8 protein-coding genes and 1 pseudogene are annotated in these 12,926 nt (G+C 51.3%); 6 read left to right on the top strand and 3 right to left on the bottom strand.

Annotated elements, in window-relative coordinates:
• Window positions 1-57: 57 nt before the first annotated feature.
• Together NK662_RS20965 and NK662_RS20960 are read left to right on the top strand one after the other, a co-directional pair.
• A complete protein-coding gene (locus tag NK662_RS20965) occupies window positions 58-1,794 on the top strand; it encodes an IucA/IucC family protein (protein WP_254760922.1) in 1,737 nt (578 codons plus the stop codon).
• Window positions 1,791-3,575: an IucA/IucC family protein gene (locus NK662_RS20960; protein WP_254760921.1), complete on the top strand. Its 1,785-nt coding sequence runs from the start codon at window positions 1,791-1,793 to the stop codon at window positions 3,573-3,575. The genes NK662_RS20965 and NK662_RS20960 overlap by 4 nt, the downstream gene beginning before the upstream one ends.
• A gap of 50 nt (window positions 3,576-3,625) precedes the next feature.
• On the opposite strand, the pseudogene pyk reads toward NK662_RS20960, so the two are convergent.
• A pseudogene (gene pyk, locus NK662_RS20955) lies at window positions 3,626-5,044 on the bottom strand (pyruvate kinase); the annotation flags it as partial.
• Window positions 5,045-5,425: 381 nt separating this feature from the next.
• Between pyk and NK662_RS20950 the strand changes: the two are divergent.
• The 4 genes from NK662_RS20950 (at window position 5,426) to NK662_RS20935 (ending at window position 11,809) form a co-directional block, all read left to right on the top strand.
• Complete coding sequence (locus NK662_RS20950; RefSeq protein WP_254760920.1) at window positions 5,426-6,706, top strand: N-acetylmuramoyl-L-alanine amidase; 1,281 nt, start codon at window positions 5,426-5,428, stop codon at window positions 6,704-6,706.
• 420 nt (window positions 6,707-7,126) lie between these two features.
• A complete protein-coding gene (gene pflB / locus NK662_RS20945; RefSeq protein ID WP_254760919.1) occupies window positions 7,127-9,376 on the top strand; it encodes a formate C-acetyltransferase in 2,250 nt (749 codons plus the stop codon).
• A gap of 54 nt (window positions 9,377-9,430) precedes the next feature.
• On the top strand, window positions 9,431-10,159 hold the full coding sequence (gene pflA / locus NK662_RS20940) for a pyruvate formate-lyase-activating protein (RefSeq protein ID WP_254760918.1): 729 nt from the start codon (window positions 9,431-9,433) through the stop codon (window positions 10,157-10,159).
• 498 nt (window positions 10,160-10,657) lie between these two features.
• The gene (locus NK662_RS20935) at window positions 10,658-11,809 is read left to right on the top strand and encodes a diglucosyl diacylglycerol synthase (protein ID WP_254760917.1); all 1,152 of its coding nucleotides are present in this window, start codon (window positions 10,658-10,660) and stop codon (window positions 11,807-11,809) included.
• Between the two features lie 351 nt (window positions 11,810-12,160).
• Here NK662_RS20935 and NK662_RS20930 read toward each other — a convergent pair whose 3' ends face one another.
• Both NK662_RS20930 and NK662_RS20925 read right to left on the bottom strand, forming a co-directional pair.
• On the bottom strand, window positions 12,161-12,289 hold the full coding sequence (locus tag NK662_RS20930) for a YfhE family protein (RefSeq protein ID WP_254760916.1): 129 nt from the start codon (window positions 12,287-12,289) through the stop codon (window positions 12,161-12,163).
• A 66-nt stretch (window positions 12,290-12,355) separates the two neighbouring features.
• Complete coding sequence (locus tag NK662_RS20925; RefSeq protein ID WP_254760915.1) at window positions 12,356-12,916, bottom strand: GNAT family N-acetyltransferase; 561 nt, start codon at window positions 12,914-12,916, stop codon at window positions 12,356-12,358.
• Between the last annotated feature and the right edge of the window lie 10 nt (window positions 12,917-12,926).

Below are 12,926 nucleotides of genomic sequence, written 5' to 3'. Positions count from 1 at the left end.
TATGAGGTTCGCTTTTTTCGTGCGCAGGCATAACGTAATAAAGAGGAGCGTGGGACGATGACAATTTTTCAGCGGCTTGTGCAGGCGGCGGTCCGGGAACAGCTTGTGCCGCCCGAACAGGTACGGCAAACGGAGCATTCTCTGAAAATCTCAACGGGGGAGCGTATGCTGGACATTCCGGTGGCCAGGCGTTTTTCCTTTGGCCGTTTTGATGTGGCGGAGCATGGCGACCCTGTGGCGTTTTTGCAGTTCATGAGGGAGAAGGGCTGGATTGCAGATGACAGCCGCTATGAACGCTTTCGCGAAGAGCTGCAGAACAGTGTGGAGAATTACATAATGGTGCGGGAAGAGGTTGCCCAACGCTTTGCCGCCATGTCCGGTGAAGCCGGGACAACGATGGAGTGGCTGCGGCAGCATAAGGACAGCTCTCTCATCTTTTATGAGCAGCTCGTTGTGGAAGGCCATCCGCTGCACCCTGGCGCAAAAATTAAAATGGGCATGAAGCCTGAAGAGGTTGCCGCTTACTCGCCGGAATGGGGCGTGCGCTTTTCCGCCAGATTGGCGGCTATTCACTCTTCGCGGGCAGTGCTTGTCTCTGCGGACGAGAAGAGCATAACCGAACTGCTATATGAGGAATATCCATTTTTGCGTGGGTCTGTGAGGAGCGAGCTTGCGCGGGCAGGCTTGCGGGCCGAGGAATACGAGCTGCTCCCGCTGCACCCTTGGCAGGCGGAGCACACGATTCCCGCATTGTATGCAGAGGCGCTAAAGAAGAGGGAGGTCATCCTCTTGGAGGACGCAACGCTTCCGGTTGCTCCCCTTATGTCTTTTCGGTCATTGGCGCCCCTGCAGCGGGAGCACAGGCATTTCAAAACTGCAGTGAATGTGCAGATGACGGGTGCTGTGCGTACGGTGTCACCGCAGTCGGTGCACAACGGGCCGCTGCTGTCCCGCATTGTGCGTGAGGTGCAGCAGCGGGAGCATTATTTCGGCGGGCGCTTCCGCATTCTGGAGGAGCAGGCAGGTGTGTATTTTGCGCCGCAGGAAGGCACGGCGGAGCAGTCATTCATCCTGCAAAAAAATGCAGCGGGCCTGCTGCGGGAAAATCCGGAATGGTACTTGGAGGACGGGGAAATCATGATGCCTGCCGCTGCTCTCCTGGCACGCTCTCCCTTTAGCGGAAAGACAGTGGCGGTGGAGCTGATAGAGGCGGAAAGCGGCCATGCTGCTGCCGAAGCAGTGTCTGCCTTTGTCAAGCACTATGCAGAAGTGTGCCTGCCGCCGCTCTTGACCTGTATGAGCAAATACGGCATCAGCATGGAGGGTCATCTGCAGAATTGCATTGCCGCTTTCCGTGGCGGCCGGGCAACAAGGCTGTTGGTCCGGGATTTCGGCGGTGTCCGTATGGCAAGGGAGCGGATGGAGCGCCAAGGCGTCTCCATGCAGGTGTATGCAGGGTCTGCCATCGAGGCGGATGATGTGACGGATTTACGCAATAAGATGTTTTATCCGGTGTTTCAAAACCACTTTGGCGAGCTCATCGCTTCCTTGGTCCGGGAAACGGATGTCCCGGAGCATGTCCTATGGCGCGAGGTTGCTGCAGTTTGCCGCCGGGTATATGAGAATTTGAAGCTGGATGCGCATATCCGTGAACAGGCTGAGGCGGATGAGGCGGCATTGTTTGCTCCATATATGGACTTAAAGGCAATGGTTACCATGCGCCTGCGCGGCGATGTGACCGATTATACCTTTTCCAAGGTAAGAAATCCGCTGGGAGGAGCAGAGTTGAGATGACGGCACCGATAACAGAAAAGCTGACAAGCGAAGAGGCCCGTGTCCGGGAGCTGCTGGAGCGCGAAGCACCTCACCTCGTGCAGCGCTACGAAGCATGTATACAGCGCGCCCGTACGGATACAATGCGGAAGCTGTTTGTCTCCTTCTGGCGCGAGGATGTGCTGGGCTGGCGCACTGCTTCCGCACAATGGGAACTGGAGGACCAGCCGGGGGATGTCCGGAAGGTGGGAGACCATCTGTTCCTCTGTTTGCAAAAGGTATATGGCTTTCAAAGAGCGGATATGTCTTGTTTGGTTACAGACAAATCCGGAGAACTGCGCGAGATTGAGACCATTGCTGAGCTGTTCGGGTATCTTCCTGAGCGGCCGGGATTTCAAAAGCTGCGGGAGGAATTGGAGAACAGCAGTGCGAACCTGGCTCTTTCCTATGCCTATTGGGAGGAGAGGAAAGGCAGACAGGAGCAGTTGGGGACAGATCCAATCTGTTTTGAACAGCTTTGTGTCACAGGCCACAACCTCCATCCATGCGCCAAAACAAAGCTGGGCATGCGGCCTGAGGATGTATGGCAGTATGCGCCTGAGTTTCAAGGGGACGTGCTGCTTCGTGTTGCGGCACTGCATCGGGATTATGCTGAACGCAACAGCGTCGGAGATGAGCTGCTCTTCTCCCTGTACCCGGATATACAGGCTGCCTTTATCCAAGAGCTGGGCCATGCTGGTCTCCACCCTGCTCAATATGTGCCTGTCCCTGTTCATCCATGGCAGTGGGAGCACATTTTGCCGCAGCTATATCAGGAAGAGCTGCAGGCGCAGACTCTCGTTCTGCTTAATGGCATCACGCTGCCGGGGGCAGCCACTTCCTCCTTCCGCACCGTGGAAACAGAGAAGGCTGCCATTAAAACTGCCGTACACAGCCAAATGACATCCACGATCCGGTCCATCTCGCCGCAAACAGCGAACAATGCCGCTGCATTCACTGCCATGCTGCGGAAGGTGATGGAGCGGGAGCCGGAGCTGCAGCAGCTGTTTCAGCCATTGTATGAGCTGGAAGGAGGGAGCTTCCGCAGTACGGATGAAGGAAAGCGGCGCAACCTGTCCTACGTGCTGCGGCAGCGGGCGGAGGAGGCGGTGCGGGCGGGCGAGCTGGCTGTTGTCGGCACAGCTCTCTACCATGAGTCCCTTGCTGGCGGGCACCCGCTTCTGCTTGATTTTCTTGCTTTGTACGAGCAGGAGGAGCAAGGCGGCCCGGCTGAATGGTTCAATCAATATGCACGGCTGTTGCTGGACGGAGCCATGACGCTAATGGTGAAATACGGCATCGGGATTGAGGGGCATATGCAAAATGTCATCCCCGTATTTCGAAATGGCTGCCCGGTACGGATGCTGTTCCGGGATTGGGGCGGCGCGCGCCTTTATAAGGAGCGTATGCAGGCGGCCGGCTTACATCCGCAGTTTTATCCCGGCTCCCAAATTGTCGCTGCAGATGTGCGTGAGATGCAGAATAAGGTGCTGTATACAGTTGTCCAAAACCATTTGGGGGAAATCATTTATCTGCTCTGCAAGCATGGCGGGCTGGAGGAGAGCGGACTCTGGGCTATTGTAAAAGAGGAGGGCCTTCGTATTTTCCAAAATTTGTCCGTTACCCATCCGGAAGCGGCAGCTGAGGATTCAGCGGCCTTTTTTGCGGACGAGATGGATTATAAGGCACTGCTGACTATGCGTCTGCGGGAGGGAAAGGCCTATCAGTATGTACGGGTTCCCAATCCTCTATCCGAGGTATAAAAGGAGATGGCTTTGGGGCCATCTCCTTGGTCTGCTTTCAGGAAGCTTTACTCTCCGACTACTTGGATTTTCATCAGGTTTGTCGTTCCGGTTTGGCCCACCGGCACTCCTGCCGTGATAATGACAGTGTCCCCTGCCTGGATATGCCCGGCTGCTTCTGCAGCCTGCACCGCACTTTTCAGCATTCCATCAGTTGTTTGGATGTCATCTGAATACAGGGCGTATACACCCCAGATAAGGGAAAGCTGCCGCATGACATAATCGCGGCAGGTCACAGCGAAAATAGGCGACTGCGGCCGGTATTTGGAAATCATCCGGGCTGTATAGCCGCTGGCTGTCGGCGCCAAAATGGCTGTTACATCCAATACGAGAGCTGTGTGGGTAGCCGCCTGTCCGATGATTTCAGTTGTCTCATCACGGTGCATCCGCATCCGTTCCCGCTGCAGCTCCTCATAGCGGAGCGACTGTTCGGTGCGGGAGGCAATCCGGTTCATCATCTGAACAGATTCCAATGGGTACTGGCCTGCTGCGGTTTCTCCTGACAGCATAATGGCATCGGTCCCGTCCAGCACGGCATTGGCCACATCGGAAGCCTCGGCACGTGTCGGGCGCGGGTTCCGCTGCATGGAATCCAGCATCTGTGTGGCCGTGATGACAGGCTTGCCGGCCGCATTGCAGGCACGGATCAGCCGCTTCTGGATGATGGGCACTTCTTCTGCTGCAATTTCAATTCCCATATCGCCGCGGGCTACCATGATTCCATCCGCCACTTCCAGAATCTGTTCGACATTCTCGACACCCTCTTGGCTCTCGATCTTGGCAATGACCGGCACGTGAGACGCGCCATGCTCCGCGAGGATATGTTTTACTTCCAGAATGTCAGTGGCTTTACGGACGAAGGATGCAGCGACAAAATCCACTCCCTGCTCCGCCCCAAATGCAATATCCAGCGCATCCTTCTCAGTCACGCCCGGAAGCCGGATTTTCACATTTGGCACGTTGATTCCTTTATGATTTTTGATGATGCCGCCGTGAATCACCCTCGTTTGCAGCTCGCCATTTTCTTTTCCTGTCACCTCAAGCTCCATTAAGCCATCATCTATCAGCAGGCGTGAGCCGACCTCCACATCCTCATACAGCCCTTCATATGTAACAGAGAATCGTTCCGCTGTGCCCAGCACCTCCTCCATAGAGACGCTTACGGCTGCCCCGTCACGCAGCTCTGCTTGTCCCCCGGCGAAATCATGGGTCCGGATTTTCGGGCCCTTAATATCCAGCAGGATGGCCGGCTGTGTGCCTGTCTTGGCCGCAGCGGCGCGAATGGCTTGTATCCTTGCTCCGTGCTCTTCATGTGTTCCGTGAGAGAAATTGAGCCGGGCCACATTCATGCCGGCCTCAAGCAGATGCTCCAGCATCTCCGGCTGCTCGCTGGCAGGTCCGATTGTGCATACAATCTTTGTCTTTCGCATAGCTGACCTTCTCCTTTCTGTCTTCCTTCTATAGAGTGAGACTTCTGTCTGTACATCATGCATGGGCAAGGCAATCCGCCATGCAAGTGCTCCTGTATAACCAGACAGGCTGACGCGAAAATGATTAAGCTGAAGCGTGTTTGTATAGGGGAACAGCTGAAGCAGCAAACAGGTTGGTTGTCTCAGCCATTCATTTTTACATCTGTCTGCACACTTTTTCGGTTCCCTGTATATATTGCATAGCAGGAACCGTTCTCTCTCATGTCAGATATTTTATTTCTCTCCCGCCCCTTTCTTTCACCATCTGCAGCAATTTTTCTTTATATATAAGGCAGATACGTTCTGCAAGGAACGGAACTATTTTGAAGGAGGAATGTATCCATGGCTTTTGCAATGAAATACGCAGTTATTGCACGTTACTTGACGGCACCAAGCCAACGCCGTTCAGGCACACGGGCGAATCAAATTCGCTTTATTGTCGCGCATGATACAGGAAACCCCAATGCGACTGCCGCAGCCAATGTCAGATATTATGAAAGCTCCCGCAACGATCTCAGCGCCTCTGCCCATCTATTCGTCGATGACCGTGAGATTATTGAGTGTATTCCGGCTTTGACAGGAACACCTGAAAAGGCTTGGCATGTCCGTTATGACGTCACAGGGGACAATGCCCGATACGGCGCTGATGCCAATGATGCAGCAATTGGCGTGGAACTATGCTTTTCTGATAATGGCTCCATTAATAATGAAGAAGCATATCGGCGGTATGTATGGTTGCTGGCCTTCATCTGCTATCGCTTCGGCCTGAATCCGGCAACAGCCATCATCGGCCATGAGACGCTTGATCCGAGCAGAAGAGATGATCCATCCAATGCACTGCGCCGGACCGGCCGAAATTTCCAAACGTTAATTAATGATGTGGTGAAGGAATATAACAGCAGCGTGGGAGGGACTGCGACTGCACCGCCAGCCACAGCTCCAACACCGGCTCCGGCAGGCAGCATCGGTGTTGCCACGATTCTGGCAGACACCTTGAATGTCCGTTCAGCACCCAGCATTAATGCACCCGTCGTAAGCACAGTGAGCCGGGATGGGCGCTATATCGTCTTTGCGGAGCAGAATGGCTGGTATAATGTCGGAACGAATCAGTTTATCAGCGCCAACCCGGCCTACGTAAGCTTTGCCCCGGCAACACCAGCCCCGGCCGCAGCCCCGGCAACACCGGCACCGGCCGCAGCACCGAGCACACCGCCGGCAGGGGTCGCTCCGGGGGTCGGGACTGCCACCATTTTAGCCAGTTCCTTGAATGTCCGTTCCGGTCCGGGAATTGATTTCCCGATTGTAAAAACGGTAAGCCAAGGTGACCGCTACCGTGTGTTTTATGAACAAAACGGCTGGTATAATGTTGGCGGCAATCAATTTATCAGCGCGAGTGCCACATTTGTCCGCTTCACTGCGGATGCTGCCGGGATTGGTGTTGCCACGATCCTGGCAACAGCTCTGAACGTCCGCTCCGGCCCGAGCATCAATGCTCCCGTTGTGAAGACTGTCAATCAGGGAGAACGGTATGTTGTGTTTTATGAGCAGGACGGCTGGTATAATGTCGGAACAAATCAGTTCATCAGCGCAAGCCCAAGCTATGTCCGGTTCCAATCCAATTAAAATGAAGAGGGATTCCTATATTTGGGGGAATCCCTCTTTTTTGTGCGCGGGTTATAATAGAGGTGAAGGCAAGCAAGGAAGGCTTCTTGCCGCCCCTGTTATACAAAGAAACTGGCTTGAAGGAGAGAAATGTATAACAGTTTCCTTCGGATTCATTAATACAGATGAAGTGTGATGTTTATCACAGTTATTTTTGAAAGCATTTTCATTTAGCGCCAATTATTGCTATGTAAGGTTTAAGTGTTTTCGTCTATAAAATCTGATTCAGTAATAGCAAGGTGTTTAAGTTCTGTCTGTGCATTTTTTCACAAATGTGTCACAGAAGTGCTCTTTCTAAAATTCAAATCCGTAGTATTCTATGTATAGAAACTGTTACATCTTAAGAAATGTCTCTGTATTAATGAAAGTGAGGAGATTTAGATGACACAAGTGCTGGAAAGAACAACGGATGTTTGGCAAGGTTTTAAGGGCGAGAAGTGGAAACATGAAGTGGATGTACGTGATTTTATCCTGAGTAATATTACGGTATACAAAGGTGATGATACATTCCTTGCGCCGGCAACAGAAGCGACAAACCGTCTATGGGCGCAGGTGATGGAGCTGACAAAGCAAGAGCGCGAAAACGGCGGCGTGCTTGATATGGATACAAAGGTTGTGTCCACCATTACATCTCATGGACCTGGCTACTTGAATAAAGAGCTGGAAACAGTGGTTGGCGTTCAAACAGATGCGCCATTCAAGCGTTCCCTGCAGCCATTCGGCGGAATCCGCATGGCCGAGCAGTCCTGTGAGTCCTACGGATTTCAGGTGGATGAGGAAATCAGCCGCATCTTCCGTGATTTCCGTAAAACACATAACCAAGGTGTATTTGATGCTTATACAGATGAAATGAAGGCGGCGCGCAAATCCGGTGTCATCACAGGCCTTCCTGATGCTTACGGCCGCGGCCGCATCATCAGCGACTATCGCCGTGCGGCACTGTACGGTGTGGATCGCTTAATTGCTGAAAAGAAGAAGGATTTGCAATCCACAAGCAAGACGATGAGTGAAGCAAACATTCGTCTGCGTGAAGAAATTTCCGAACAAATCCGTGCTCTTGCTGAATTGAAGCAAATGGCTGCTTCTTACGGCTACGACATTTCCAAGCCGGCAACAACAGCGCGCGAAGCGTTCCAGTGGCTGTACTTTGCTTACCTGGCAGCCATTAAAGAACAGAATGGTGCTGCGATGAGCTTGGGACGCACGTCTACTTTCCTGGATATCTATATGGAACGCGACCTGCAAAACGGTACGCTCACAGAAGCAGAGGCGCAGGAAATCGTCGATCACTTTGTCATGAAGCTGCGTCTTGTAAAATTCGCGAGAACGCCTGATTACAACGAACTGTTCTCCGGCGACCCGACTTGGGTGACTGAATCCATTGGCGGGATTGCACTGGACGGCCGTCCGCTTGTGACAAAGACATCCTTCCGTTTCCTGCATACGCTGGATAACCTGGGGCCGGCTCCGGAGCCAAACCTGACTGTGCTTTGGTCTACACAATTGCCTGAAGGCTTCAAGAGCTACTGTGCGAAGATGTCCATCAAGACTTCTGCCATCCAGTACGAAAATGATGACATCATGCGCCCTGAATATGGCGACGATTACGGCATTGCCTGCTGTGTATCCGCGATGCGCATCGGCAAGCAAATGCAGTTCTTCGGTGCCCGTGCGAACCTGGCAAAAGCATTGCTGTATGCAATCAATGGCGGCAAGGATGAAAAGTACAAAATGCAGGTAGCACCTGAATTTGCACCGATTACAGCGGATGTGCTGAGCTATGATGAGGTCATGAAGAAGTTCGATGCAACCATGGAATGGCTGGCTGAACTGTATATCAACACACTGAATGTCATCCATTACATGCACGACAAGTACAGCTATGAGCGCATTGAAATGGCGCTGCATGATACAGAAATTATCCGTACCATGGCAACCGGCATCGCTGGTCTATCCGTTGTGGCCGACTCGCTGAGCGCCATCAAGTACGCAACAGTGAAGCCGATTCGTGATGAGAACGGCATTGCCGTTGACTTTGAGATTGAGGGCGACTTCCCGAAATACGGCAACAACGACGACCGCGTTGACAGCCTTGCTGTTGAAATTGTGAAGAGCTTTATGACAAAGCTGCGCAAGCATGCGACTTACAGAGGCTCTGTGCATACGCTGTCCATCCTGACCATTACCTCCAACGTGGTGTATGGCAAGAAGACAGGCAACACACCGGACGGACGCCGCGCCGGCGAGCCATTTGCACCGGGGGCAAACCCAATGCACGGCCGCGATACAAAAGGCGCGTTGGCATCTCTTCTGTCCGTAGCGAAGCTGCCGTACGAGCATGCGTTAGATGGCATCTCTAATACGTTCTCCATCATTCCAAAGGCACTTGGCAAAGAAGATGAAACACAGATCTGCAACCTCGTGGCGATGCTCGACGGCTATGCAGCCAAGAAGGGCCACCACCTGAACATTAACGTATTTAACCGTGATACGCTGCTCGATGCAATGGAGCATCCAGAGAAGTATCCGCAGCTGACCATCCGCGTATCCGGCTATGCAGTCAACTTCATCAAGCTGACACGCGAGCAGCAAATCGACGTCATTAACCGTACCATGCACGCAAGCATGTAAAGCGGTCTCCCCTTCTTAGGGGAGATTGCTCTTCTAAGAAAGGGGTTTTCAGCCATGAAAGGACGCATTCACTCTGTAGAATCATGCGGAACTGTGGACGGACCGGGTCTCCGTTATATTATTTTCACGCAGGGCTGCCTGCTGCGCTGCCAGTACTGCCACAATCCTGATACATGGGATTTGAATAAGGGCAGAGAGGTTACTGTGGAAGAAATCATGGAGGATGTGAAGTGCTACCTGCCGTTTATGGAAGCATCGGGCGGCGGGATCACAGTAAGCGGAGGCGAACCGCTGCTGCAGCTGGATTTCCTGCTCGAGCTGTTCAAGGAATGCAAGAAGCTCGGCATCCATACAACCATCGATTCCTCCGGCGGCTGCTACAGTGAGGATGCGGAGTTCCAGCGCAAGCTGCAGGAGCTGATGCAGTACACAGATTTGATTTTGCTCGATTTGAAGCATATTGACTCCAAGAAGCACCGCAAGCTGACAGGCAAGCCAAACGAGCACATTCTGGACTTTGCCCGCTACCTGTCTGCTATCAAAAAACCGGTTTGGATCCGCCATGTGCTTGTTCCCGGTGTGACAGATGATGAGGCGGATTTACAGCGGCTGTCGGACTTCATTGGGACGCTGGAGAATGTTGAGAAGATTGAAATTCTGCCATACCACAAGCTTGGCGTTTACAAGTGGGAGGCGTTGGGGCTGAAGTATCCGCTTGAAGGCATTGAACCGCCGGCAGAAGAGCGTGTTCAGCTTGCAAAGCGTATTTTGACAAAAGCTTAATAAAATAATGAGAAGGATGTCCATGAACCGGCAGGAAAAACGGAGGAGTGGACATCCTTTTTCGTGTGTCTGTGGCATGTTTGGACAAACGTAACCATTTCTCCAAAAAAAACAGTTTCCTATAAGGAAGAATATTCTATTTTTGTGGAAACAAATGGTTTATAAGGTAGAGGCAGCGGCAGGAAACAAGTATACTGAAGAGGAAGTACACATGATAAGAGAGCATGCAGGCTCCTTCCTAACAAAGGCGGAGGAAAATATGTCATGAAAAGCATGAAGCAGTTATACTGTGAGTATGATGGAATGTAATAGAATGTACATTGCAGAAGAAGAAAGTGAAACGTATAATGATAAGATGTGAACAGGGAATGAACAGGTCTCTATGCGGTTTGCATATCCACAACGTGTCCGCCGCTATGCCGGAGCGTATGAAAATATTGAAGAAAGCCGTATTTCATATGTGTAATATGAAAACGAACAAGCTAGGAGTGGATTTGTTTGGTCAATGCCCCAAAAGTACTTATACTGACCGCACATTACGGGAACGGTCATGTGCAGGTGGCAAACACACTGGAGAAGGCCTTTCGGCAAAGAGGAATTCAAAACGTCATCGTATGCGACCTATTTGCGGAATCGCATCCGGTTATTACTGATATTACTAAATATTTATATCTGAAGAGCTATACAATCGGTAAGGAATTATACCGTTTATTCTATTATGGTGTGGAGAAAATTTACGACAAGAAGATTGCCGTATGGTACGCGAACTTTGGCAGAAAGAGGCTGAAGAGCATCTTGCAGCAGGAAAAGCCTGATATCGTAATCAACACTTTTCCAATCATTGCTGTTCCGGAGCTGAAGAAGCAAACTGGCTTTTCTATTCCGGTATATAATGTCCTGACAGATTTCTGTCTCCACAAAATCTGGATTCATCACCACGTGGACCACTATTTCGTGGCAACAGACCAGGTGAAGGAGCGAATGGTGCAAACAGGTGTGCCGTGGAGCCGGATTACGGTAACGGGCATTCCCATCCGTGAATCCTTTGAAAGACTTGTTGACCGGGATGCGATCTATGCAAAATACAGATTAAACCGCGACAAAAAGCTGCTTCTGATTGTAGCCGGGGCGCATGGTGTGCTCGGCAATGTCAGAGAGCTGTGCGAATCCTGTGCCAAGCTGCCGGATGTGCAGGTGGCTGTCGTATGCGGCAAGAATGAAGAGCTGCGAAGCGAGCTGGAGCAATTGCGCGGACAGTATGGGGATGCCCTGCAGGTGTTTGGATACATAGAGCATCTGGACGAATTGTTCCGCATCACGGCCTGTCTCATCACGAAGCCCGGCGGCATTACATTAAGTGAAACAATCGCCCTGCAGGTGCCGGTTATTCTCTATAAGCCGGTTCCCGGCCAGGAGAATGAGAATGCCGTGTTCTTTGAGCAGGAGGGAGCTGCAGTTGTCATCCGTGAGGAAGATGAGGTATTTGCTCAGACAAAGGCGCTGCTGGAGGATGATCGCAGGCTGCAGCAAATGCGGGAAGCAATGCACAGACTGTATCGTCCGAAGTCCTCCTCTTGCATCATTGAAGCCATTTTGGCGGAGCAGGGAGATAAGCAGCCAGTACGGGCTTTGGCCCGCACACATATGTAGAGGGAGGAAACTGAAAGGGCATCATTCCCGCAGTTTTGCTCCTTCCTTTTTTATGAACAGGCTCTTTTTAAAGCAGCCCCGTTATTAACAGATATATCCACATCATCCACAATGACATCCAAGTTTATCCACAAAAGTGTGAACAGATTCCCTGTATACACAGCCTTGTATCATAAGGTTCTACAAACTTGTCCACATTTTCTGAAAATTTGTGGACAAGATTATCCACAAAACTCTTACATGTGGGAACAGAACAGGCTGTTTTCTGCAAAATAAAAGAGACTTCTCTTCAGAAGAAGTCTCTTTTATATGAAATCGTTTCCTCAATCATGAGAGAAAGGGGGACTGCTTTCAGCAAATCCCGGTTGTCTTGTAGCCGGCAGCCCGATCTGCTTTTTTGAACTCTCTCTGGTACAGTACCTCTTGTGTAGAAGAAAGCTTAGATCTTGATTTCTCGCGTCTTCTCTTACTGCTCTCCATGTTTATCCACACCTCTCGCAACAGAATCATTAACTATACTTGCCAATGTCGGAGAGGTGTATACTCTTAAGCTTCTTTTAACTGATGATGCGCTTCCTGAAACATGCCTTCGCGAAGTGTATGCAACGTATAGAGGTCCTTGGAGATCTCGTACAGATTATAAATATCGCCGTTGGCATTAATTTGCTCATACACTTTTGGGCGTGTCTCGTTTGCAAGTGCTACATACGGAAGTTTTTGGGCAGCCTTAATAGACCTTACATTTACCTTCCGAATGCGCATGAAAATGGTTTCAATACCGAGCTCATAGAAAAGCTCGCTGAAGAAAGCATCCTTCGCCGGTTTGTTATAGCCGCACCCATGGTAGGGCTTGCCGAGCCAAGTGCCCAGAAATCCGGCATTGTCTTCAATATCAAACAATGTAATAGTGCCAATCGGGGCACCCCATTCATCCGTAATCGTCCGGGAAATGAGTTCGCCGCGTTCTTCCGCCTCAATTGTCTGCTTCGTCAGAAAGAGAAACTCATCGTAAGAAGATGCCTTCTGACGCACAAAAGGGAAGACATCCGGATGAACCATTAAATCATACAATACATGACAGTCCTGTAGGTCGCGTTTCTTTAACATACTGCATCCT

It is taken from the genome of Ectobacillus ponti (assembly GCF_024294785.1).
Taxonomy (GTDB): domain Bacteria; phylum Bacillota; class Bacilli; order Bacillales; family Bacillaceae_G; genus Ectobacillus; species Ectobacillus ponti.
Note: the sequence above shows the minus strand (reverse complement) of the source record. Positions and strands in the feature narration are given on the sequence as shown.